The 24,323-nt window shown below is 60.8% G+C and carries 17 protein-coding genes; 11 read left to right on the top strand and 6 right to left on the bottom strand.

Annotated features, from left to right (window positions below):
* On the bottom strand, positions 1-600 hold a 600-nt coding region (locus ABHR76_RS03845), incomplete at its 3' end, for an IS110 family transposase (protein WP_346976836.1).
* Positions 601-916: 316 nt separating this feature from the next.
* Between ABHR76_RS03845 and htpG the strand changes: the two genes are divergently transcribed.
* On the top strand, positions 917-2,941 hold the full coding sequence (gene htpG / locus ABHR76_RS03840; protein WP_138374565.1) for a molecular chaperone HtpG: 2,025 nt from the start codon (positions 917-919) through the stop codon (positions 2,939-2,941).
* Positions 2,942-3,216: 275 nt separating this feature from the next.
* On the opposite strand, the gene ABHR76_RS03835 is transcribed toward htpG, so the two are convergent.
* Entirely contained in the window at positions 3,217-4,350 is a 1,134-nt protein-coding gene (locus ABHR76_RS03835) for an IS110 family RNA-guided transposase (RefSeq protein WP_346976835.1), read from the bottom strand.
* Between the two features lie 494 nt (positions 4,351-4,844).
* Between ABHR76_RS03835 and ABHR76_RS03830 the strand changes: the two genes are divergently transcribed.
* The 9 genes from ABHR76_RS03830 to larD all read left to right on the top strand — a co-directional run bounded on the left by ABHR76_RS03830 (position 4,845) and on the right by larD (position 20,418).
* Positions 4,845-7,619 (top strand): YhgE/Pip domain-containing protein, encoded by a 2,775-nt coding sequence (locus ABHR76_RS03830; RefSeq protein WP_250786882.1) that lies wholly within the window; start codon positions 4,845-4,847, stop codon positions 7,617-7,619.
* Positions 7,620-9,809 (top strand): YhgE/Pip domain-containing protein, encoded by a 2,190-nt coding sequence (locus tag ABHR76_RS03825; protein WP_195245838.1) that lies wholly within the window; start codon positions 7,620-7,622, stop codon positions 9,807-9,809. It begins immediately after the preceding gene.
* 339 nt (positions 9,810-10,148) lie between these two features.
* The gene (locus ABHR76_RS03820; RefSeq protein ID WP_138374568.1) at positions 10,149-11,132 is read left to right on the top strand and encodes a DMT family transporter; all 984 of its coding nucleotides are present in this window, start codon (positions 10,149-10,151) and stop codon (positions 11,130-11,132) included.
* A gap of 128 nt (positions 11,133-11,260) precedes the next feature.
* Complete coding sequence (locus ABHR76_RS03815) at positions 11,261-12,544, top strand: M20 family metallopeptidase (protein ID WP_346976834.1); 1,284 nt, start codon at positions 11,261-11,263, stop codon at positions 12,542-12,544.
* A 9-nt stretch (positions 12,545-12,553) separates the two neighbouring features.
* On the top strand, positions 12,554-12,790 hold the full coding sequence (locus tag ABHR76_RS03810; protein WP_199577017.1) for a hypothetical protein: 237 nt from the start codon (positions 12,554-12,556) through the stop codon (positions 12,788-12,790).
* A gap of 303 nt (positions 12,791-13,093) precedes the next feature.
* Entirely contained in the window at positions 13,094-14,407 is a 1,314-nt protein-coding gene (gene hisS / locus ABHR76_RS03805; protein ID WP_346976833.1) for a histidine--tRNA ligase, read from the top strand.
* A 246-nt stretch (positions 14,408-14,653) separates the two neighbouring features.
* Positions 14,654-17,479: a phosphoenolpyruvate carboxylase gene (locus ABHR76_RS03800; protein ID WP_217107545.1), complete on the top strand. Its 2,826-nt coding sequence runs from the start codon at positions 14,654-14,656 to the stop codon at positions 17,477-17,479.
* 880 nt (positions 17,480-18,359) lie between these two features.
* Positions 18,360-19,637 carry a nickel-dependent lactate racemase gene (larA, locus tag ABHR76_RS03795; RefSeq protein ID WP_148332452.1) on the top strand — a complete coding sequence of 426 codons (1,278 nt, stop codon included), beginning with the start codon at positions 18,360-18,362 and terminating at the stop codon, positions 19,635-19,637.
* Positions 19,638-19,686: 49 nt separating this feature from the next.
* Positions 19,687-20,418, top strand: coding sequence for a D/L-lactic acid transporter LarD (gene larD / locus ABHR76_RS03790; protein WP_215673445.1), 732 nt, complete (start codon positions 19,687-19,689; stop codon positions 20,416-20,418).
* Positions 20,419-20,722: 304 nt separating this feature from the next.
* Here larD and ABHR76_RS03785 read toward each other — a convergent pair whose 3' ends face one another.
* The 4 genes from ABHR76_RS03785 to serB all read right to left on the bottom strand — a co-directional run bounded on the left by ABHR76_RS03785 (position 20,723) and on the right by serB (position 23,719).
* Complete coding sequence (locus ABHR76_RS03785) at positions 20,723-21,262, bottom strand: TetR/AcrR family transcriptional regulator (protein ID WP_006234783.1); 540 nt, start codon at positions 21,260-21,262, stop codon at positions 20,723-20,725.
* Between the two features lie 2 nt (positions 21,263-21,264).
* Positions 21,265-22,176 (bottom strand): nickel pincer cofactor biosynthesis protein LarC, encoded by a 912-nt coding sequence (larC, locus tag ABHR76_RS03780; protein ID WP_346976832.1) that lies wholly within the window; start codon positions 22,174-22,176, stop codon positions 21,265-21,267.
* A gap of 10 nt (positions 22,177-22,186) precedes the next feature.
* Entirely contained in the window at positions 22,187-22,969 is a 783-nt protein-coding gene (gene larB / locus ABHR76_RS03775) for a nickel pincer cofactor biosynthesis protein LarB (RefSeq protein ID WP_196022603.1), read from the bottom strand.
* Between the two features lie 114 nt (positions 22,970-23,083).
* A complete protein-coding gene (gene serB / locus ABHR76_RS03770; protein ID WP_196022604.1) occupies positions 23,084-23,719 on the bottom strand; it encodes a phosphoserine phosphatase SerB in 636 nt (211 codons plus the stop codon).
* 256 nt (positions 23,720-23,975) lie between these two features.
* Between serB and ABHR76_RS03765 the strand changes: the two genes are divergently transcribed.
* A partial coding sequence (locus ABHR76_RS03765) for an OB-fold nucleic acid binding domain-containing protein (RefSeq protein ID WP_346976831.1) occupies positions 23,976-24,323 on the top strand: 348 nt, incomplete at its 3' end.

Below are 24,323 nucleotides of genomic sequence, written 5' to 3'. Positions count from 1 at the left end.
CCTGACCGCGTCGACGTAGTAGGCGAGCACGTCGTTGTCGGCCCTCTCCGCGAACCTTATCGACTCGATCCAGGACCAGTGCGCCCGGGTCCAGTTGCCCTTCCTGCGGCCGGTGGGCGTCCTCTCGTCGAAGGCGAGCCCGTGCCTGAGCAGGAACTTGGAGAGCCGCTGCTTCGAGCGCGAGAGGTCGTCCCTCGCGTCCTCGAGCGCCCTGGTCAGGTCGCGGGCGGCCTCGCACTCGTCGTCGGGGACCCACACCTCGACCACGTTGCCGACCGACAGCATGCGGGCGAGGAACTCGGCGTCGTTGCGGTCGTTCTTCCTGCGCCTGTCCGCGCTGGGCTTGATCATCTTCGAGACGGCGCCGACCACGCAGTCGACCCCCAGGCCGGAAAGCCTCTTCTGCAGGTCGAAGCCCGTGACCCCGGACTCGTACACGCACCTGGCCCTGGGGTCCACGGAACGGACCCACTCCGCGACGGCGACGGCGCCGTAGCCGAAGGTCGCGCAGCGCACCTCCCCGGTCATGACGTCGAGGGAGACTGCCTTTATCGAGCGGGCGTGGACGTCGAGGCCGACGAAGGTGGTAGTATCGAGCATGGGAGCCCCTTCCATGAATGCGGCGTGGCCGCCACGGTTGGATTAGACACTCACCATTGTCGGCCTAATCCGCGGTCTTTCATGCAGCAGGGGCTCTCAATGTTTTTATGTCCTGCTCATATCGTCTCTGCCGGCAGCTGGGGACACTCCTTGGCAATTGACGCATTGGAGCGCTCGGACATACAGTTTTTCGATTCCGTATGTATATATGCGCGCTATTGGGTTATAAAATCTAAGTCTGAACATAGCAGGTCTGCGATGCGGCTCGGGCAACCGGGCCGTTTTTGCGGACGGGGGTAGCGCGAAAGGACTGCACATGCGTCAATTTAAGACCGAGAGCAAAAAACTGCTCGACCTCATGATCAACTCCATCTACACCAATAAGGAAATCTTCCTGCGCGAGCTTATCTCTAACGCGAGCGACGCCGTCGACAAGCTCAACTTTAAGAGCCTGCAGGATCCGAGCGTCAAGATCAACCAGGGCGACCTGGCCATTCGCGTCTCCTTTGATAAAGACGCCCGCACCATTACCATCTCGGATAACGGCATTGGCATGACCGCCGAGGAGCTCGAGCGCAATCTGGGCACCATCGCCCATTCCGGCTCCGAGGAGTTTAAGACCGAGAACGCCGAGCAGCAGGGCTCCGATGTCGACATCATCGGCCAGTTTGGCGTGGGCTTCTACTCGGCTTTTATGGTCGCCAGCCATGTGAAGGTCGTCAGCCGCGCCTACGGCGAGGATGTCGCCCATGTGTGGGAATCCGACGGTCTTGAGGGCTACACCATCGAGGACGGCGAGCGTGCCGAGCACGGTACCGATGTCATCCTGACGCTGCGCGAGAACGAGAAGCTCGATGCCGACGGCGAGGCCGAGACCTACGATCGCTTCCTGACCGAGTGGGGCCTCAAGAGCCTAATTCAGCAGTACAGTAACTATGTGCGTTACCCGATCCAGATGATGGTGTCCAAGAGCCGCCAGAAGCCCAAGCCCGAGGATGCTGGCGATGACTACACGCCCGAGTACGAGGACTACCAGGAGCTCGAGACCGTCAACTCCATGACGCCGATCTGGAAGAAGCACAGCTCCGATGTCGAGCAGAAGGACTACGACGAGTTCTACAAGTCCACGTTCCACGACTTTGACGATCCTGCGCGCACCATCAGCTTCCATGCCGAGGGCACGCTCGAGTACGATGCCCTGCTGTTTGTGCCGGGCCGCGCGCCGTTCGATCTGTACAGCAAGGATTACGAGAAGGGTCTTGCACTCTACAGCTCCAACGTCCTGATCATGGAGAAGTGCGACGACCTGCTGCCCGACTACTACAACTTTGTCCGCGGCGTCGTGGATTCCGCCGATGTGTCGCTCAACATCTCGCGTGAGACGCTGCAGCAGAACCGTCAGCTCAAGGCCATCGCCAAGCGTGTGGAAAAGAAGATCACCGCCGACCTTGAGGATATGCGTGACAACGACCGCGAGGCCTACGAGAAGTTCTTTGAGAACTTTGGCCGCGGTCTTAAGTACGGCATCTACTCGAGCTATGGCATGAAGGCCGATGAGCTCGCCGATCTGTTGCTGTTCTGGTCTGCCAAGGAACAGAAGATGATTACCCTGGCCGAGTATGCCAAGGGCATGCCCGAGGATCAGAAGGCCATCTACTACGCCGCCGGCGACTCGCGTGAGCGCTTGGCCAAGATGCCCGTGGTAAAGGGCGTGCTCGACCGCGGCTATGACGTGCTGCTGCTGACGCAGGACGTGGATGAGTTCACCTTCCAGGCTATGCGTGAGTACGTTGCCGCTGATATGCCCAAGATCTACGAGGACGATGCCGCCCGCGAGGCTGCCGAGAAGGCCGTGGCCGATGGTGCCGAGCCCGAGGTTGAGGATCGTCACCTGGAGCTCAAGAACGTCGCAACCGGTGATCTTGACCTGGCGACCGAGGACGAGAAAAAGGAGGCCGAGGACGCCACCAAGGAGAACGAGGACCTCTTTAACGCCATGAAGGAGGCACTCGGCGACAAGGTCGAGAAGGTTGCCGTCTCTGCGCGCCTGACCGATGCTCCCGCGTGCATCACCACCGAGGGCCCGCTTTCGCTCGAGATGGAGAAGGTGCTCCAGAAGGGTCCCGAGGGCGCGCCCGACGGTATGCCCAAGAGCCAGCGCGTGCTCGAGCTCAACGCCAAGCACCCGGTCTTTTCCAAGCTCGTCGCCGCTCAGAAGGCGGGCGACGCCGACAAGATCAAGCAGTACTCCGGTTTGCTCTATGACCAGGCCCTGCTGGTCGAGGGCATTCTGCCCGAGGACCCCGTTGCCTTCGCAGCAGCTGTTTGCAACTTGATGTAGTTAGGTATTTACGCGGTTTTACCAAACCGCGTAACGGCTCGACGCTGCCCTCAGTTCCGCCGTTCTAACGAACGGCGGACCAGTCGACGCTGCGCGGGCGCCAGAGCGACAACTTGTCATTCAAAGAGGACGGCATGACCAGAAGGTCTATGCCGTCCTCTTTTCATGCCAATTTGTTCGCTCTGGCGCCCGCTCGCTGGCATTGCCAAAACATCGACGTTGCCGTGGTCCTAAGTAGTCATTGGGTGTTCCTATAGTTTTGTCAACCGTCGGGGCTACTCCCGGTAGGGCACCCGGTCGCGCATCACGGCGTATATCGCCCTGAGCCGCTTCCTCGCGACGGCCTTGAGCGCCCGCCCGTGCCCCATGCCCCGCGCCCTGCAGGCCCGGTAGTACTCGCCGTAGCGCCCCGAGGACCTCACCAGGCTGTTGCACGAGAAGATCAGCAGGGACTTGAGCCTCGCGTCGCCGCGCCTGGACGCCCTGACCGACCTCACCGACGTGCCGGAGCTCCTCACCCTCGGGGCTATGCCGCAGTACGAGGCCAGGTGGTCGTGGTCCGGGAACCTCCCGATGTCGACCGACACCGCGAGCTGCGCCGCGGTCCTCGGGCCGATGCCGGGCACGGTGAGCAGGCACGCGTAGGTCTCGTCGCCCTCGAGCAGCGCCGCCGTCTCGGCCTCGAGGGCCCCGGCCTCGTCGAGGGCCTCCGATATCCGGGCGGCCAGGAACCTGACCTGCCTGTTCTCGGCCTCGACGAGCGCCGGCGGGGGCGCGGTGGAGGCGGCCGCGGCCTCCCCGGCGGCCTCGGCCCGCGGGCCCTCGGCCCCGGAGCGGGCGATCCCCCACGCCCCGCCGAACCCGGCGAGCAGCTCCAGCCACCGCCGGTCCGACAGGTCGACCGCGGCCTCGAGGGCCGGGCAGGACTCGAGCAGCACCGCGCGCAGGCGGTTCTTGTCCCTGGTCGCGCAGGCGACGACGTGGTCGCGCTGCGACGAGAGGGCGCGAGCGGCCTCGAGGGCCTCGCCGCGGCCCGGGACCCCCGACAGGGAGTCCGGCACGCCCAGGGCGGTCCGCGCGATCACCGCGGCGTCGCGCTCGTCGGTCTTGGCCTCGCCGGCGAACAGGCCCGCGGCGCGGCTGGCGGCGAGGCCGGGCAGGTGGGCGACCCCGAGCCCCGCGGCGCGGGCCCGCCTCACGGCGAGGGACCCTATGTTGCGGAACTGGTCGACGACGACGAGCGTGCCGGCGGGCGCGGAGGCGAACAGCGCGTCGAGCTCGGCCTCCCTGTTGCGGACGGGGGCGCTGGACAGCACCTCCCCGTCGCGGTCGATCAGGCAGGCCCAGTGCGATGACTTGCCGACGTCCAGGCCGAGCACGGCCGCGGGTCTGGTGGATGGCGCTTTCACGGTGGTATCCTTCCGGTAGTCGTTCGACCGGATGGCCTCCCCCTCGGCACTCACATTACCAGCCGCGGCACCTGCCCGGCACTTTCCTATCAGCCGTCGGGGGCGGCGCGCCCCGCGCCGGCAGCACCCAACGGGCCCTCTCGGGGCAGGGACGTTCGGCCGTGCGCGGGCGCCCGGTCGGCGGCCCGTTCTGGGCGCGCCTCAATCGTAGCCCGAGACGGTCCCGGGCTGACAATTTCGACTGTAATGGACGTTTTTGTTTGACTAGTCGTTTAAGAACGTCCCCGATGACTATTTGAATTGCTAATTTGTGCGGGTTGTGGTTTTGTGACCTGCTGAAATTTAGGATACTGTACATCTGTACGTTAACTCATCTTCGTAGTATATTGCTACCCGCAAAACTCAACACCATTGTGCTTTGAGACGTTAAAGCGCCTACTACAATGGTTGTCGATAGTACGATTCGATTTAACGACAGGATGGATGGTCCAAGCGTGAGTCTCGGCAGCAAACTATCCAATGCAAAGGTGTCCTTTGCGATATTTAAGCGCGACATTAAGCGACTGCTTGTGAACCCCGTCGCCCTGGTGGTTACCCTAGGCGTGTGCGTTATTCCCTCGCTGTATGCCTGGTATAACATCGTGGCAAACTGGGATCCGTATGGAAACACCCAAGGCATCAAGATTGCTATCGCCAACAACGATCGAGGCACCCAAAACGACTTGGTGGGTGAGCTCAACGCTGGCGACAAAGTGGTCGACCAGCTCAAGGAGAATCATCAGTTGGGCTGGACGTTCGTCGACTCGACGGCCGATGCCAAGGAGGGCGTCGAGAGCGGCGAGTACTATGCCGCTATCGTGATTCCCAAGAACTTCTCGGATAACCTGGTTTCGATGCTCGACGGCAACTACCATCAGCCCAAGCTCACGTACTACGTCAATGAGAAGAAGAGCGCCATTGCGCCCAAGGTTACCGATACCGGTGCAAACACCATCGAGGAGCAGATCAACTCGGAATTTGTCTCTACGGTAGGCAAGACTGTTGCCGGTATCGCCAAGGATGCCGGTGTCGATTTAAAGGACAAGGCAACCCAGACTCAGGACTCGCTGGCAAGTTCGGTGTCCGAGGCGTCCGACACCTTGGGCGAGGTGCGCGATTCGATTGGCGATATGAATGCCGCCATCGATAAGACGAGCGGCGCTATCGCCTCGGCTGATGCGGCACTTGCCGGCTTGCAAGGCCAGGCACCGTCGCTGACGCAGGCGATCTCCCAGGGCAACGACCTGCTGAGCGAAGCTCGCACCACGGCGGGCAACTCCATCACCTCGCTCTCCAAGGCGCTCTCGGAAGGCAGCCTTGCGCTCACCAAGACGTCGGCCTCTGCGAACGCTGCCATCGGCAAGCTGACGGGCGCGGTCACATCTACGACCACCCGTATCGACAACTCGCTCGAGTCTCTTCAAGCGACGATCGACCACAATAAGGCCGTTATCGGGCACTTGGAGATTCTCGCCAATGACACGTCGACAGGTTCCGAGGAAATTGACGCGCGCATTGTATCGACCATCGATTTGCTTCGAGAGCAGAATGAAAAGCTTCAGAGCATCAAGGACGGTCTGTCCGCGCAGTCGAGCGCCATGGCGAATGACGCAGCGGCTGTTTCGGGTGCCAGTGACGCTATCAATAACGCAATTCATACCGGTGCGACCAACCTTGGCCAAGCCCAGACGGACTTGGGCCAAAACGCGCTGCCGAAGGCCTCGAGCGCGCTCGACTCTTTTGCTGCCGTTTCGGGCGACCTGACCGGTATCGTCTCGGGTATGACACCTACACTTGCAAATGCGCGCGGCACGTTGGCGCAGCTTAGCGCTACGCTCGGCCAGGCCAAGACCACGCTGTCCCAGACCGATTCCTCGCTTGCCAAGGTCCAGGACAAGCTTGCAACCGCCGCCAATGACATCGCGGCGCTGCAGACCTCCGAGTCCATGGGCGAGCTGGCCGATCTGATGGGCGTCGATGTCAATGACGTGGCAGATTTCATGGCATCTCCGGTTGAGCTCGCGTCCAAGTCGATCTATCCGGTTAAGAGCTTCGGCTCGGGCATTGCCCCGTTCTATACCAACCTGGCGCTTTGGGTGGGCGGCTACGTGCTTATCGCCATCTACAAGCTCGAGGTCGATCGCGAAGGCATCGGCAGCTTTACCGCGCGTCAGGGCTACTTTGGCCGCTGGTTGCTCCTGGTGATCCTGGGCGCGTTGCAGGCCATCATCGTTACGGTAGGCGATCTGGTGATTGGCGTGCAGTGCGTCAGCCCGCTGCTGTTCGTGCTGGGCGGCATCGCCATTTCGTTCACCTACGTCAATATCATCTATGCGCTGTCCACCACGTTTAAGCATATCGGCAAGGCTATCGGCGTCATTCTCGTCATCGTGCAGATCCCGGGTTCGTCGGGCATGTACCCCATCGAGATGATGCCCGGCTTCTTCCAGTGGCTGCACCCGCTGCTGCCCTTTACCTACGGCATCAATCTGCTGCGCGAGACGGTCGGCGGCATGTATTCGTTCAACTACCTGTTCAACCTGTGCATTCTGGGCGTGTTCTTGATCGTGGCGCTCTTTATCGGCCTGCAGCTGCGTCCGCTGCTGCTCAACCTTAACCTGCTCTTTGATAAGCAGCTTTCCACGACGGGCCTCATGATCTGCGAGTCCAACGACCTGCCGCGCCAGCGCTATTCGCTGCGCACGGCCATGCGCGTCATGCTCGATTCCGATTCGTACCGTCGCGAGCTGCTCGATCATGCCGTGGCGTTTGAGCATCGCTACCCGTACTACATCAAGGGCGGTTTTGCTGCCGTGGTAGGCGTGCAGGTCCTGCTCTTTGTGCTCTCGACGGTGCTCGATATCGACAATAACGGCAAGATTATCCTGCTCGTTATCTGGATCATTTCGGTTATCGCCATCTGTGGCTGGCTCATCAACATCGAGTACATCCGTGCGAGCCTCAATACCCAGATGCGTATCTCGGCGCTTTCGGACGAGGACCTTCGCCGCGAGATGCGCGAGCACACGGCTGCCATCCCTGCTGCCCGTCGCATGTTTGGTCTCAACGCCAGCGAGCGGGGCACCAAGGACAGCGAACAGCCCACGAGCCGTCTGCCGCATATCGGTGCGCATCGTAAGGCTCAAGATGTCGACGACGTTGACAACGTAAGCGGAAACGACGGGGACACCACCCCGCTTGGCAAGCACTCTAAAGGAGGTGAGGCATAAATGAAAAACATCCTGCACCTGTTTAAGCGCGATGTCCAAAACGTGTCCCGCTCCGTGATCGGCTTGGTTGTTGTGATGGGCCTGATCATCGTGCCGTGCCTGTACGCGTGGTTTAACATCGCCGGAAGCTGGGATCCCTACGGCAATACCGGCAACCTTAAAATTGCAGTGGTCAACACTGACGAGGGCTACGAGAGCGATCTGATTCCCGTCGAGGTCAACGTGGGCGAAAACGTAACCGCCACCCTGCGCGGCAACGAGAACTTCGACTGGGTCGTCCTCAACGACCGCGATAAGGCGATTGAGGGCGTTAAGTCGGGCGCATACTATGCGGCCGTTGTTATCCCTAAAAGTTTTAGCGCAGACATGATGACGCTCTTCTCGACCGACGTGAAGCACGCCGATATCGAGTTCTATGAGAACCAGAAGGCCAACGCCATCGCACAGATCGTGACCGAGAAGGGCTCGAGCGCCGTCCAGAGCCAGGTCAACGAGACCTTTACCAAGACCATTACGACTATCGGCCTTAAGACCGTGTCCAGCCTGCTCGACTATATGAGCACCGACCAGGTGAGCAACTTTATCGCCAATCTGTCCTCTACACTGGGCGATTCGGTCGAGGACCTGCAGGACGTTCAGGCGAGCGCGACGTCACTCGCGGGCATTTTGAGCTCTACGTCCGATTCGTTGACATCGGCGGGTGGCATGCTCAAGCAGACGGGCACCGTTGATGAGTCGACGAAGCAGCTGATGGAGCACGCCAAGAACGGAATCAATGATTCCAAGGAAGCGCTCAAGGCCGCCAGCGATGCCGTTGACGCGGCGATTGACGGAAGCGCGGGCTCGTTCGACAACGTGTCCGCCGAGCTTGCGAAGGCATTCGATGCCGCGAATCAGCATGTTGACCTTACGGTGTCTCAGCTCAACGAAGCCGCAGCGGCGCTCAATACGCGTGCTGACGATATCGATGCGATGGCCGATCGGCTCCGCAACCTTGCCGACCAGGTGAGTGATGACAAGCTCAAAGACGGCCTCAAGTCCGCTGCGACGTCGCTGGGCAGAATTGCCGCGGAGTACCGTAACAATGCGAAGGACCTGACGGCGACCGCAAAGTCCCTTTCGGGCAGCATGGCGGAGGTCAACAATTCGCGTGCCGAGGTCGACCAGGCCATCGCCGATGCCAAGGCGGGTATCTCGGGTGCCAAGTCCGACTACGATTCTACGTTCTCGGTTAAGGCCAAGGAGCTCAAGAAGACCATTTCGGGCGTTCTGGATTCCCTGAACGGTATCTCGGGTGACTTGGATAGCGCCGTGAGCGGTCTGACCGACGCCTCTGGTTCGCTCGCGAAGGGTCTCTCCAAGGCTGCAAAGCTGGTCAACAAGGCTTCCAATCAGCTGGGCGAGGCGTCGGACAAGATCAGTGCCTTTAAGGACGAGCTTGATAGCGCTCTGATCTCGGGTGACCTGGCCATGATTAAGACAATGATTGGCAGCGACCCCGAGGGCCTCGCCGTGTCGCTTTCCGGCCCCGTTGCGCTCGATCGCAAGCCGGTCTATCCGATCCGCAACTACGGCTCGGCTATGGCGCCGTTCTACACGATTCTGTCGCTATGGGTCGGCTCGATCGTACTGGCGGCCATGATGAAGGTTTCGGTTGACGATGAGCTTATCAACGAGCTCATCCCCGTGCGCCTGCACGAGATCTACCTGGGTCGCTACCTGTTCTTTGGCGGTCTGGCTCTGCTGCAGGCAACGCTCGTGTGCGCGGGCGACATTCTGTTCTTTGGCATCCAGTGCGACAATCCCCTGCAGTTTGTGCTGGCGGGCTGGGTCGCGAGTCTAGTGTTCTCCAATATCGTCTACACGCTTACGGTATCGTTTGGAGATATCGGCAAGGCCCTCGCCGTCGTGCTGCTGGTCATGCAGGTCGGCGGTTCGGGCGGTACGTTCCCCATCGAGATGACCGGCCCCGTGTTCCAGGCGATCTACCCGTTCCTGCCGTTTACTCACGGCATCAACGCCATGCACGCCGCCATGGCCGGTGCCTACCATATGGAGTACTGGATTGAGCTGGGTATCTTGGCGAGCTACCTGATTCCGTCGCTGGCCCTGGGCGTCGTCTTCCGCCGTCCGGTTATCAAAGCTAACGACTGGATCATCGAAAAGCTGGAGAGTACTAAATTAATCTAGCGCAACAATGTAAACGCTGATGCTGCGGCAATGTCAGCGAGCGAGCCGCATTTGCGCCAAGGTGACGTGAAATGAAAGGGCGCTGACCTTCTGGTCGCGCCCTTGAAATTGAACGTCAGATTGGTGTGAATGCGGCTCGCGCAGCGTCGGCCGGTCCGCCGTTCGGTAGAACGGCGGAACAAAACGCTTTAGTGGGCTGGATTGCACGGGTTGCTTGGTTGTTGCTACAGTAGCGGGGCGTGCCGGGGGTCCGGCGCGTCCCGTTTTTATTTGACCATGAGGCGGCACGCAGCCTTACGCGTGCGGACACCACGCCCAGTTTGAGTGTGAGGATGTTCCATGGCCCAATACGCTGCCAACGAAATCGAAAACTTGCCCGATAGCCCTGTTGCTCGCGAGGACCTAGGCGCGGGCGGCACCTCCCGCGGCGCCGGCGCTCGCTCGCCGCTGTTCTGGAAAGTTCTGCTGCTTTCGGTGGCGATTATCTGGGGCTACTCCTTTACCACTATGAAGGATGCGCTCGACACCATTCCGGTGTTCGAGCTGCTCTATGTACGCTTTCTGCCCGCAGCGTTGGTCATGTTTGCCGTCTTCCACAAGCGCATCATTGCACATTTCAACGCTCGCAACCTGATCGTTGGCCTGAGTATGGGCGTGCTCATGTGGGCGGCCTATGCGTTGCAGACGGTCGGTCTGGCACATACTACGGCGGGCAAGAATGCTTTTTTGACGGGCACGTACTGCATCCTTGTGCCGTTCGCGAGCTATTTTCTGAGCGGCGAAAAACTCACCCGCTATAACCTGGGCGCGGCACTGCTGTGCTTGGCGGGCATTGGTTTGGTGGCGCTCGATAGCGTTGAATTCAACATCGGTGACGTCATTACGCTGGCGGGTGCGGTCTTTTTCGCCATCCAGATGGCGGTGACTGCCAAGTACGGTCGCAAAATGGACATCAACGTCATCACGTTTTGGATGTTTGTGGGCAACGGCGTGCTGAGCCTGGCAACGTCGCTGCTATTCGAGACCCAAGCGCCTCTGTCCGTGTGGACGCCGAGCTTTATCACTGCGATGGCGTTTCTCTCGGTGGGCTGCACATGCGTGGCTCTGCTCATCCAAAACGTCGGCCTGGCGCATGTCCCGGCCTCGACGGGCTCGCTGCTCCTTTCGATGGAGTCGCCTTCGGGTGTGCTGTTCTCGGTGCTGCTGATGGGGGAGGCGCTCACCTCGCGCCTGCTCGCCGGCTTCGCGCTCATCTTCCTGTCGATTATCTTGAGCGAGACTCACTTCGATTTTTTGCGTCGAAAGCCGCGCCCGCAATTGTAAACAACTTGTTGCGCCGCCCTCCCGGGGCGGCATTTTTTATGCCTCGCCCTTAAAGTAGTACCTTGCACTTTATGCTATCAAAGTGCTTGCTGCAAAAACGATACTGGAGGGCATCTATGGCACCAGCTTTGTCCGATCTTCAACCGCAATCAGCGCCCAAGGCCACCGCAGCGGCGCAGACCGCTATCGGTGACGGTCTTGTTGCAGAAGCTCAGGCTTTTGCAGACGAGCTCGCTGCGTGGCGACACGATCTACACCAGATGCCCGAGCTGGGTAATAGCCTCCCACAGACCTCTGCGTATATCCAAGCGCGCCTGACCGAGATGGACATCCCGTTTGCCACGCTCGTCGATGGTTCCTGCGTTGTGGGCCTTGTCGGCGCCGGTGCCGCCGCGGCCCAGGGTAATGGCGTCTGCACGAATGAGCAGGCCGGTACGGTCATCATGCTCCGAGGCGATATGGATGCCCTTCCCGTTGTCGAGGAATCCGGCGAGCCCTTTGCATCCACCAATGGCTGCATGCATGCTTGCGGTCACGATATGCACGCGACGGCCCTGCTTGGTGCGGCGCGCCTGCTCAAGGCCCGCGAGGCCGAGCTTGTGGAGGCCAACGCTACCGTCAAGTTGCTGTTCCAGCCGGGCGAGGAGACCTTTGAGGGAGCACGCGCTGCCATCGCCGACGGCTTGCTCGAGAACCCGCGCCCTCAGGCGGCCTTTGCCATGCATGTCAACAGCCAGTCGCCGCTTGGCCTGGTGCTCTACGGCAGCCCGGCGCTCTCGGGTGTGTACGGTTTCCGCATCACGCTCCAGGGCAAGGGCGGCCACGGTTCCAGCCCCGAGATCTGCATCGACCCCATCACGGCCGGCGTCCACGTGCACCTGGCGCTCCAGGAGCTTATCTCCCGCGAGGTGCCGGCGGCCAAGGAAGTCGCACTTACCGTTGGTAAGTTCGCCGGCGGCTTGGCGGCCAACGTCATCCCCGACACCTGCGTGCTCGAGGGAACGCTGCGCGGCTTTGATGTTGAGCTCATGGCTCACCTAAAGACCCGCATCGCGGAGGTCGTTAACGGCGTTGCTACGACCTATCGTACGCCGGCGACCATCGAGACGCTTTCGGATGTTCCGCCGCTTGTACTCGACAGCGATATGACTCAGGCGTCGCTTGGCTACGTGGGCGCAGTGCTGCCCAAGACGGCTTTCTTGCCGCTTTTCCATGCCATGGCGAGTGAGGACTTCGCGCTTATCTCGAGCAAGATCCCAAGTGCGTACTTTACCGTGGGCGCGGCCGTAACCGACACGGACGAACACTTTGCCCAGCACCATCCCAAGGCACGTTTTAACGATGCCGAGCTGCCGCTCGGTGCCGCGGCCTATACCGCCGTCGCTTTGGGCTATATCGCCGACCACCGGTAGCACCCAACCTTGCCTTTCAAGCCTGCGGGCATGGCCGACCTGGGTAAGGTCACGGGCACCATCACCTCGCTTGAGATGGTCGGCGGCACCGTAGGCGCCATTGTCTCGGGTGTGTTGTTCGATGTCACGGGCTCCTTTGCGAGCACCTGGATCGTGTGCCTGATGTGCTCCGTGGTTATGCTTGTGTTCCTGTTGGCGTCCGAGCCCATCGCTGCCAAGCTGCGCGCGAGCGTGGCGGGGGAGTAGACGTCCGTCGCTCTTTTCTGTTCGCCCCGTTCTGTCCGTGGTTGCCCTGGAAGCCGAATGGATGCTCGTACCATCATTCGGTTTTCAAGGCGGCCACGGGCCTACGAATGATCCGTTTTCCTCCGTCCCTAACAGATCATGTGACCCGAAGGGGTCGGAGGAAAGCGGATCGGCTGTCGCGGCGGCGCGTCTGGCCGAACGAGCCCCCATACCCTCGTTCGGTCAGACGCGCTGCCGCGTTTTGTTTTTGTGCCGTATAATGACCACTACCTATGACGCGATACAAAAGAAAGGTGTTTGCCCATGCAGGCACAGAAGGCGGAGGGAACCCGCGACCTTATCGGCGCCGAGATGCGCGCTTGGCAAAAGATGCAGCAGATTGCGGCCGGCGTATTCGAGCCGTTTGGCTTTAAGCCCATCGAGACGCCCGCGATCGAGCAAGTGGACGTGTTTGTCCACGGTATCGGCCAGTCGACCGACGTCGTTCGCAAGGAGATGTTCCGCGTGTTTAGCGGCGCCAACCTTGAGCGCGTCTTTACCGAGGGTACCGATACCAAGCTCAAGCCCAAGCAGCGCCTGGCGCTTCGCCCCGAGGGCACGGCCGGTGTGGTGCGCGCCGTTGTGGAGAACAACCTGGTGCCCCAGGGCTCCACGCCGTTTAAGGCTTACTACGCCGAGGCTATGTTCCGCGGCGAGCGTCCCCAGAAGGGTCGCCTGCGTCAGTTCCACCAGGTAGGCATCGAGTGGCTCGGCGCTCCCGATCCGGCGGCAGACGCCGAGTGCATCATTATGCTCATGGAGTTTTACAAGCGCCTGGGCTTCGATCTTTCCAAGCTTCGTCTACTCATTAACTCGATGGGCGATGCCCAATGCCGTCCGGCCTATCGCGAGCAGGTCAAGCAGTTTATCCTCGATCACGCAGACGAGATGTGCGATGAGTGCCGCGAGCGCGCCGAGCTCAACCCGCTGCGTGCCTTTGACTGCAAGAACGACCACTGCCGCGAGATCATGGCCGACGCCCCGCTGATGGGCGACAACCTGTGCGATGAGTGCCGCGAGCACTACGAGCAAGTCAAGCGCTATCTGGATGCCGCCGGTATCGAGTATGTCGAGGATCCCACCTTGGTGCGCGGCCTGGACTACTACACCCGTACCGTCTTTGAGGTCGAGGCTCCCGGTGCCGGTATCGGCTCCATCGGCGGCGGCGGCCGCTACGATGGCCTCGTCGAGCTCGAGGGCGGCAAGCCCACGGCAGGCGTCGGCTTCGCCGTCGGTTTTGAGCGCGCCCTGCTGGCCCTGCAGGCCTTTGGCAGCGACCTGGGTGCCGAGGAGGTCCCGTGCGTCTACGTCGCCAATGCCGGCAAGGAGCTGCGTCAGAACGTCTTTACCATTACGCAGCAGCTTCGCGCCGCAGGGATTGTGACCGAGGCCGACTATCAGGGCCGTTCGCTCAAGGCCCAGTTTAAGCAGGCCGATAAGGTAGGCGCCAAGCTCATCCTGGTCCTGGGCGGCGACGAGCTTGCCGCCGGCAAGGTCAAGGTGCGCGACATGCAGAGCCATGACGAGGTTCTCGTCGATCTGGCCAACGTCGTCGAGGCGGTTCGCGAGCGTCTGTAGCGTATGATTTTTGAGCTGCGGACCCGCTAACATGTCCCGCTCGCGACGAGCTATTGTTACGGGGGTGTTTCGCATTTATGCGGAATGCCCTCGCTTGCATATGCCGCCCACCGAGAAATACGACCATTTGGGGCAAAAACCCTTGCAATGCAGAAAATACTTTTGTGTGGTAAAGCGCAATCAGTGTCGAAAGTATTTCTCAAACGCCTATAATGAATACCGCATGTTACGTGCATAGAAGGAGGAATGGGAGGAAACGTGGCTGAGAACCTAAGCAACCAGTCTGTACCCGAAGCCGCGGCGCGCGTCGCTGCCGTGGTCAACCGCCTCGTTAACCGAATCGGCTCGAATGCCGAGTCCAGGGAGCGTCTCGCCGAGATCGAGATCCCCGAGGAGCTGCGCGACAATCTGGCGCTGTTCTTGCGCCTGGAGCGCCGTGTGCTTAGCGAGTATGATCCCGAGATCGCGGACCTGTTCGACAAGATTTTGACAGCCGAGATTGTGGTCAATGCCGGCAACCCCGGTACCTGCGCTGCCGACGAAGCCGTCGACGAGCAGGGCGTGCCCACCGCCGACGAGCCCACTGCCGTGGCATTTCGTGAGGTCGTCGATTTGATCGACAGCCTGCCGCTCGATAAGCAGCAGGTCATCGTTCGCGCCTTTACGAGCTTTTTCCATCTGGCAAACCTGTCGGAGGAGAACTACCGTGTGGCGCAGCTGCGCGAGCGCGAGGCCGGTGCGTCGACCGATACCGAGGTCGATCCTGCCAACGAGCTTACCGTTGCCTATCACCAGCTGGTGAATGAGCTGGGTGTCGAGGGTGCCAACGAGCTGCTCGACAAGCTCGAGTTCCACCCTGTCTTTACCGCACATCCCACCGAGGCCCGTCGTAAGGCCGTCGAGGGCAAGATCCGCCGTATCTCCAACCTGCTGGAGGAGCGTCCGCGTCTGGGCGGCTCCGACCTGGTGGAGAACGAGCGCCATATGCTGCAGGAGATCGACGCCCTGGTGCGTACGAGTCCCATCGCGCTCAAGAAGCCCACGCCGGTCGAGGAAGCCGATACCATCATCGACATCTTCGATAACACGCTGTTCGACGTTATCCCCGTTATCTATCGTCGTTTTGACGATTGGGTGCTGGGCGACAAGGCCGGTACTGTGCCGCCGCTGTGCCCGGCGTTCTTCCATCCCGGCAGCTGGATCGGTTCCGACCGCGACGGTAACCCCAACGTCACCGCCAAGGTGAGCCGTGAGGTCGCCGCCAAGTACTTTACGCACATGGTGCTCAAGCTCGAGGACAAGTGCCGCCACATCGGCCGCAACCTCACGCTCGAGGCTACCTACAGCAAGCCGTCGGCCGAGCTCATTAACCTGTGGAACCATCAGGTCGAGATGAGCCCTCGTTACACGGCCCGCGCCGAGCTGATCTCCGAGCACGAGCCGCATCGCGCCGTCATGCTCGTCATGGCCGACCGCCTGAACGCCACCGTCCGTCGTATCACCGACACCATGTACCACAGCGCCGACGAGTTCCTGGATGACCTGCGCGTCGTCCAGCGTTCGCTGGCCGCCTGCGGTGCCGTCCGTGCTGCCTACGGCCCGGTCCAAACCATCATCTGGCAGGTCGAGTCCTTCGGCTTCCATATGGTCGAGATGGAGTTCCGTCAGCACTCCGTGGTGCATGCCCGCGCCCTTAAGGATATCCACGAGAACGGTATCCATGGCGACCTGCAGCCCATGACGCGCGAGGTCATCGATACCTTCCGCGCTATCGGCTCCATCCAAAAGCGCTACGGCAAGAAGATGGCGCACCGCTACATCATCTCGTTCACCAAGAGCGCCCAGCATGTGGCCGACGTCTTTGAGCTTGCCCACCTGTCCTTTGCACACGAGGAGGATGTCCCCGAGCTCGACGTGATCCCGCTGTTCGAGCAGCTCGAGGACCTCGAGGGCTGCGTCGACGTGCTCGACCAGATGCTTACGCTGCCCGTGGTGCAAAAGCGCCTTGCCCAGACCAACCGCCGCATGGAGGTCATGCTGGGCTATTCCGACTCCTCCAAGGACGCCGGTCCTACCACGGCCATGCTCGCGCTGCACTCCGCGCAGGAGCGCATCGCCAAGTGGGCCGAGAAGAACGATATCGACCTGGTGCTCATGCACGGTCGCGGCGGTGCCGTGGGCCGTGGTGGCGGCCCGGCCAATAAGGCCGTGCTGGCGCAGCCCAAGGGTTCGGTCAACTGCTTCTTTAAGCTCACCGAGCAGGGCGAGGTCATCTTTGCCCGTTACGGCAACCGCACGCTGGCTCAGCGCCATGTTGAGTCCGTTGCTGCCGCAACGCTTTTGCAGTCGGCCCCGAGTGTCGAGAAGACCAACACCGAGACCACGCAGAAGTTCTGGGATATGGCCGAGAAGCTCAACACCGCAAGCCACGAGCGTTATCTGGACCTGCTGAACACCGAGGACTTTACACCGTGGTTCTCGACCGTGACGCCGCTGACCGAGGTCGGTCTGCTGCCGATCGGCTCGCGTCCCGCCAAGCGCGGCCTGGGTGCCAAGTCGCTCGACGACCTGCGTACCATTCCGTGGATCTTCAGCTGGAGCCAGGCACGCATTAACCTGGCCGCTTGGTACGGCCTGGGCACCGCCTGCGAGCAGTTTGGCGATCTGGACCAGCTTAAGGCTGCCTACCAGGAGTGGCCGTTCTTCCGCACCTTTATCGACAACATCGAGATGTCGATCGCCAAGACTGACCAGCGCATCGCCAAGATGTATCTGCACCTGGGCGATCGCCAGGATCTATCCGAGAAGGTCTTCACCGAGATGCAGCTCACTCGTAAGTGGGTCCTTGCCATCGTCGGTGACGAGTGGCCGCTGCAGCGCCGCCGTGTGCTTGGCTGTGCCGTTCGCGTGCGCAACCCCTACGTCGACGCCCTGTCCATCGCCCAGGTCCGCGCCCTTCGCGAGGTGCGTATGAACCAGGACGAGATGACCGAGGAGAAGAAGGCCGAGTACATGAGCCTGATTCTTTCGACTGTGACCGGCGTCTCGGCAGGATTGCAGAACACGGGGTAATCGATAGCCCTGTGGCTCTCACCGGGACCCGATGGGTTTCCCTCTGAATGCGTCCTCGCACTTGAAGCCCCCTTATCCTGCTCCTTCGGAGCTGTGGATAGGGGGGCTTCGTGCTGCGGAATGCATTCAGAGGGAAACCCATCGGGCCCCTTCGTCCTCGGTCTTCTGGGATTAAAGCTGAAGGGAATAAGGCGCGCTTCGCGCATAGCGTGGAGTGCGGCGAGGGCTTCTTGCGTCCTGCGGAGTGTGCCTAAAAGTAAACTAATGGCGGGCCCTGCGATGTCCGGTCTTCGGCGGATCAGCCGCTGGGTGAGGGTGGTGCTTGGGGCGACGTGCAAAAAACGGAGTTTTCAGCAGCCAAAGATTGGTGCATAAGGCTATGGGTGACGTTCGCGGCTCCTGTTGATGCTTTTGCATGACGATTGGGCTTTGTCGATGTTCATATATGGCTGGTTTCTCGCCGCATGCCATCCAGATGGGACGAACCATGAGGACTATCTACCTTTTGAAAGACTTTTGGCACCAAAATCTTATCCCGCGATGCTGAATACTCGCAAAAATGCACGCTCCGGAGGGCACTACCCTGTTACGGCTAGAAATCCATGCGCCATTTTATGCAATTAATTAACGCATTTATGCAAAATGGCTTACGTGCGTACGTCTCGGGCTAGATGTTTGCCTCGGCGCTGCGTAAATCATCCTGTCTATAGTGTCTTTGACAGGCGGCCGCGGTCCCGTTTGGGGTCGCGGCCGTTTTGTTGTGGGTCAAATATGAACGTTGTGTTAATGAGTCGGTGGACGGTGGTGTTTTTCGGTGAGCGGCGTATCCTTCCAACGGTTTATCTAGTGTGTCAGTTGAAAAGGAAGAGGGCGCTCGTCATTGTTTGAATGTGAACTGCCGTTTGACCACAAGACGTTGCATCTGGAGCTCGAGGATAAGAACTTCGCGGGTGTGATGGAAGGTCATCAAAACGAGTTTAAGACCACGAAATCGCAGGAAGAGCTGGTAGAGGAGTCACTTGCCAACCCTTATGGCTCGCCTTCGCTCGAGGAGCTTTGTGCTGGCAAGAGAGATATCGTCATTATTAGCTCCGATCATACGCGCCCCGTTCCCTCGCGTGTGACGATGCCTATTCTGCTGCATCACATCCATTCCGCTGCACCCGAGGCTCGCGTGCGTATTTTGGTTGCTACGGGTATGCACCGTCCGTCGACGCACGAGGAACTCGTCAACAAGTATGGCGAGGAGATTGTTGCCAACGAGGAAATCGTTATGCACGTCGCGACTGACGACAGCATGATGAAAAAGATTGGCACCCTGCCTTCCGGTGGCGAGTGCATCATCAACAAGATTGCCGCCGATTGCGATCTGCTGCTTGCCGAGGGCTTTATTGAGCCGCACTTCTTTGCCGGTTTCTCTGGTAGCCGCAAGTCCGTCCTGCCTGGCATCGCCAGCTACAAGACCATCATGTACAACCACAACGGCCAGTTTGTGAATGATTCCCACTCGCGTGCCGGCAACCTGTGCCACAACCACGTGAGCGAGGACATGTTTGCTGCCGCCGAGATGGCTCACCTTGCCTTTGTGCTTAACGTGGTGCTCAACGGCAAGCACGAGGTCATCGGCTCCTTTGCCGGCGATATCCACAAGGCGCACGAGGCCGGCTGCGAGTTCGTGAAGAGCCTTGCCGGCGTTGAGCCCGTCGAGTGCGAGATTGCCATCACCACCAACGGCGGCTACCCGCTCGACCAGAACATCTACCAGGCTGTGAAGGGCATGTGCTCTGCCGAGGCCACGCTTCCCGAGGGCGGCGTGATTATCGATGTCGCCGGTTGTGCCGACGGTCACGGTGGCGAGGGCTTCTATCACAACATCGCCGACAACGATCCTGCGGAGTTTGAGCGCGCCTGCATCGACCGTCCTAAGGACGAGACCCTGCCCGACCAGTGGACGAGCCAGATCTTTGCCCGCATCCTGGCGCATCACCCTGTGATCATGGTTACCGACCTGTGCGATCACCGGATGATCAAGGATATGCACATGACGCCGGTCAACACCCTCGATGAGGCGCTCAAGCTCGCCTTTGAGATGAAGGGTGCCGATGCCAAGGTGGCCGTCATTCCCGATGGCCTGGGCGTTGTCGTCGCTCAGCACTAGTACGCGGCCTAAACGAATCGTTTATAACCGACAAGAAAGATAAGGTTTTATGCTTACCAAACTCCTCTGCGAATTCGGCGCAACGGCCCTCATGATCATCTTTGGCGTGGGCGTGCACTGCGATACCGTGCTCAAGGGCACCAAGTATCAGGGTTCCGGCCATATGTTTGCCATCACCACTTGGTCTTTTGGCATCTCGGTCTGCCTGTTTGTCTTTGGCGGCGCCGTGTGCATGAACCCGGCTATGGTGCTCGCCCAGTGCATCGTAGGTCTGGTGCCGTGGGGCAGCTGCATCCCCTTCATGATCGCCGATATGCTCGGCGGCTTTGTGGGCGCTGTAATCGCTTGGCTTATGTACGCCGATGAGTTCAAGGCTTCCGAGGGCGTCGTCGACCCCATTGCCCAGCGCAACATCTTCTCGACCAACCCCACCACCGAGGGCACCAACTATGCCCGTAACTTCTTCTGCGAGGCTATCTGCACCTTCGTGTTCATCAGCGCCATCCTTGCTGCTGCTAGCCGCGCCGGCGAGAACGTTCTGATGCTCGCTATCTGCGTCGGTCTGATCGTTTGGGCCGTCGGCATGGGCATGGGCGGCATCACCGGCTTCGCCATGAACCAGGCTCGTGACCTTGGCCCTCGCATGGCCTATCAGGTGCTGCCGATCAAGAACAAGGCCGATAACAACTGGAAGTACGGCCTGCTCGTTCCTGGCATCGCGCCGTTTGTCGGTGCCGCTCTGGCCGCGCTGTTTGTGCATGGTTTCTTGGGCATGTTCTAGTCCAAGGCTACATAGGTTGTTCGCCGTCCGCATGGGGTAACTTCCCAGCGCGTCCTCGGACATGCAAAAAGGCTCGCTGCGCACTTTATGCGGCGAGCCTTTTTGCGTCCTGCGGAGTGCGCTGGGAAGTTACCCCATGCGGACGGCTGCGGGGTCTTTGTTGCGTTCGCACAAGCAACCCAACATATATATCTGAATTTGGATGGGAGGGGCTTGTTGCTGTTGGGGGGCATTGAAGCGCGAGTGGCACTTTGGGATGCGTGGCGGCCTGGGTTGGGGCGATGCTTTAGGTTGAGCCTCTTACTTAGTTGAAGAGGGGTTTTATGGCTGATAGGTAGTCTTTGGCTACTTCGGCCTTATCTGCTTGGAAGTTGTGCCAGGCCCACCATTGGACCATTCCTACGAAGCTTGAGGCTATGTGGTGTAGTAGGAAGCTGCGGTCCATGGTGCCGGCGGGGCCGTTTGGGTCGGTAGGGACGGTTTCGGCTGCGCGCGACATGATGGTCTTGCGGAGACAGTCGGCGAAGACGCGGGAGCCGGCGCCGGCTACGAGGGCTCGAACGCCCTGACGGCGTTCCCAGAGGTTGTTGAGGATATGCTCGACCTGCACGAGTGGGTCGTCGAGCGGTGTGCCATCGTCGTCGAGGGCGTGGGTGCAGATGTCGCTCACGAGCTCGGACAGTAGGTCGTCTTTGCTCTTAAAGAGGCCGTAGAATGTCGCGCGGCCTACGTGGGCGCGCGCGATGATGTCGCCGACGGTGATCTTGCCGTAGTCCTCTTCGCGTAGCAGCTCGGAGAACGCCGCGACGATCGCGGCGCGGCTTTTGGCCTTGCGGGCATCCATGGCTATGCGTCCTCGTCAACGAGGAGACAACGGAGCGTGCCGGAGCAACCCTCGTAGGGGCGTTTGCCGGCGCCGTAGCCGACGGCTTTGATGCGGTAACGGGCCGGCAGGTGCTCGGACGTGCGCAGTGCGGCGACGATGGCGGCGCCCGTGGGCGTCACGAGCTCGCCGGCGACCGGTGCGGGCGTGAGAGCGATATTGCCTGCTTGGCATAGGTTGATGACGGCGGGCACCGGGATGGGCATAAGGCCGTGGGCGCAGCGGATGGTGCCGTGGCCCTCGGAAAGCGACTCGACCACGATGTCCTCAATACCCAGGTCATCGAGGCAGATAGCGACAGAGCAGACGTCGACGATGGAGTCGACGGCGCCTACCTCGTGAAACAGGACGGTGTCGGGCGTTTTGCCGTGAGCCTTGGCCTCGGCAGCAGCGAGTACGGAAAAAATGGCAAGGGCGCGACGCTTGGCGCCATCGCTTAGCTGTGAGCCGTCGATGATGGCGGTGACGTCCGCCAAAGAACGGTGGTGGTGGGCGTGATGGTGACCCTCGTGGCCATGACCGTGGCCCTCATGGTCATGCTCGTGGCAGTGCTCGTGTTCATGCCCGCCATGATCATGATGGTGGTGCTCATGCTCGTGTGTGTGCTCGGCAGCTGCTTCGTTGCCGTAGAGCCAGGCCATGTCGTGGTCGTGGTTCTCGAGCTCCTCTGCCAGCTGAACGTCAAAGTCGCAGGCGTCGATGCCATGCTTGTTTACGCGCGTCACGGAGATCGAAAAGCCGTCGACCGGCAGCGTGGCGAGCTGTTCGCGCAGGTGCTCCTCGCTGGCGCCCAGGTCGAGCAGGGCTGCGACGGTCATGTCGCCGCTGATGCCCGAGGTGCCGTCGATGATAAGCGTGTGCTGATGGTTGGACATAGAATGCTCCTTAACGGGCGCAGGGCGTGCCGGCACTCAGATGATTGATAAGACTTGCCTGGTAGGCGGCACCAAAGCCGTTGTCGATATTGACGACCGAAACGCCGCTGGCGCAGGAGTTGAGCATGGCGAGCAGCGCGGCTACGCCACCAAAGCTCGCGCCGTAGCCCACGCTGGTGGGAACGGCGATGACCGGACAGCTCGCCAGGCCGCCGACAACGCTCGCCAGCGCGCCTTCCATGCCGGCGATGGCGATGACCACCTGTGCTTGGGCGAGCTCCTCGGCATGAGCGAGCAGGCGGTGCAGGCCGGCAACACCTACGTCGTAGAGGCGATCGACCTCGTTGCCGTAGAACTCGGCCGTCAACGCGGCCTCCTCGGCGACGGGCAGGTCGCTCGTGCCGGCGCAGGCGACGACGATGCGTCCGTTGCCTGTAGGGGAGGGCTTGCCACCCACCAGGGCGAGCTGTGCGTCCGGGACATATCCCAGGTCGATGCCGTTGCCGAGAAGCTCCGAGGTGCGCGCGGCTTTTTCGGCATCCAAGCGTGTGACCAGGATACGCTCCTGGCCGGCATCGCGCAGCGCCTCGATAATGGTGGCAATTTGCTCGGAGGTTTTACCCGCACCGTAGACAACCTCGCCGGCTCCCTGGCGCACTCCGCGCGAAAGATCGAGCTGCGCAAAGCCCAAATCGGCGGTCGGAGCCGTCTGGATGCGCGTAAGGGCGACGGCCGGGGTGACTGATCCGCCGGCAACATCGCTCAGCAGCTGCTCAAGATCTCGCTTATCCATATATGTTCCCTTCGACGGCGCAAAGTCTAGCACTCAAAGGGTATGTTTCCGAACACTAAGACAAAATTGTTCGGAAACTATAGGACAGACTGATTCAATTGTTAGACGGATCGGCTAGTCGCGTAGGATGATGTCCATGGCGAGCATCAGGTTGCGCTCGTTGATGGCAAACGGGGCTGCCTCGCGTGTCTTGGGCTTGGCGCAAAACGCGATGCCCGTGCCCGCGGCCTGGATCATGGGGATGTCGTTTGCCCCGTCGCCAATAGCGACCGTGTGGGCCATGTCGACGCCGCACTCAACTGCCCAGTCCAGCAGCTGGATGAGCTTGGACTCCTTGGTCACAATGTCTGCCGCCAGCTTACCCGTGAGCTTGCCGTCTACGACCTCCAGGCGGTTGGCCAGGCAAAAGTCGATACCCGCGGCAGCCACGATCTTGTCGGCGACCTCGCGGAAGCCGCCGCTCACCACGCCGACCTTCCAGCCCTTGCTGTGTGCCGAGCGCACAAGCTCCAACGCGCCGGGGGTAAATGTCACACGCTCAAAGGTGCGCTCGAACACACTCTCGTCCAGGCCGGCGAGCAGCCCCACGCGCTCCTCGAGCGCTTGCTTAAAGTCCAGCTCGCCGCGCATGGCGCGTTCGGTGATCTGTGCCACCTGCTCGCCCACGCCGGCCTCCTCGCCCAAAAGATCGATGACCTCCTGGTTGATGAGCGTGGAGTCGATATCCATAACGATGAGGCGTGCAGTCATGACGGGCCTTTCCAAGTGCTGTTTTATTGGGGCATATTGTCGCACGTGACGAGCGCGGGCGGGTGCCGCGGCGCGTCAATTGTTTCGTCTCCGTCAAGTCTTTGGGCAGGAGCTACTTTTTCGCGGTACATCGGCGCAGGTGCGATAACATAGAACGCCATGTCTGGCTGCGCGGTTTACGCAGGCTGGGCAAATCTGTACGACGCCGCCCGGAACGACACGGGGCGGCACAGATCCATAAAGGAGGATCACTGGTATGAGCCAGACCCGTCCCATCGACGAGCATTCCATGCACACCCGTACCTGCGGCGAACTTCGCCGCGAGAGCGTGGGCGAAGAGGTCACCCTCACCGGTTGGGTGAGCCGTCGCCGTGACCACGGCGGCCTTATTTTCTGCGACCTTCGTGACCGCGAGGGCATCACGCAGCTCACCTTCGACCCCGAGCACTCCGACGGCGACGCCTTTAAGATTGCCGAGACCATGCGTCCCGAGTGGCCCATCAAGATCCACGGCGTCGTACGCTCCCGTGGCGAGGAGACCACCAATGCCAAGCTCGCGACCGGCGAGATCGAGGTCCTGACCGACCACGCCGAGGTGCTCAAC

Source organism: Collinsella aerofaciens (assembly GCF_039752985.1).
Taxonomy (GTDB): domain Bacteria; phylum Actinomycetota; class Coriobacteriia; order Coriobacteriales; family Coriobacteriaceae; genus Collinsella; species Collinsella aerofaciens_BT.
This window is presented reverse-complemented; position numbering and strand designations above follow the sequence as displayed.

Excerpts from the sequence above, each read along its gene's own strand:
- larD (WP_215673445.1), top strand. The coding sequence starts at position 19,687 with ATGCTTACCAAACTCCTCTGCGAATTCGGCGCAACGGCCCTCATGATC.
- hisS (WP_346976833.1), top strand. The coding sequence starts at position 13,094 with ATGCAGGCACAGAAGGCGGAGGGAACCCGCGACCTTATCGGCGCCGAG.
- larC (WP_346976832.1), bottom strand. The coding sequence starts at position 22,176 with ATGTCCAACCATCAGCACACGCTTATCATCGACGGCACCTCGGGCATC.
- ABHR76_RS03825 (WP_195245838.1), top strand. The coding sequence starts at position 7,620 with ATGAAAAACATCCTGCACCTGTTTAAGCGCGATGTCCAAAACGTGTCC.
- serB (WP_196022604.1), bottom strand. The coding sequence starts at position 23,719 with ATGACTGCACGCCTCATCGTTATGGATATCGACTCCACGCTCATCAAC.
- htpG (WP_138374565.1), top strand. The coding sequence starts at position 917 with ATGCGTCAATTTAAGACCGAGAGCAAAAAACTGCTCGACCTCATGATC.
- ABHR76_RS03820 (WP_138374568.1), top strand. The coding sequence starts at position 10,149 with ATGGCCCAATACGCTGCCAACGAAATCGAAAACTTGCCCGATAGCCCT.
- ABHR76_RS03785 (WP_006234783.1), bottom strand. The coding sequence starts at position 21,262 with ATGGATGCCCGCAAGGCCAAAAGCCGCGCCGCGATCGTCGCGGCGTTC.
- ABHR76_RS03800 (WP_217107545.1), top strand. The coding sequence starts at position 14,654 with ATGGGAGGAAACGTGGCTGAGAACCTAAGCAACCAGTCTGTACCCGAA.
- larB (WP_196022603.1), bottom strand. The coding sequence starts at position 22,969 with ATGGATAAGCGAGATCTTGAGCAGCTGCTGAGCGATGTTGCCGGCGGA.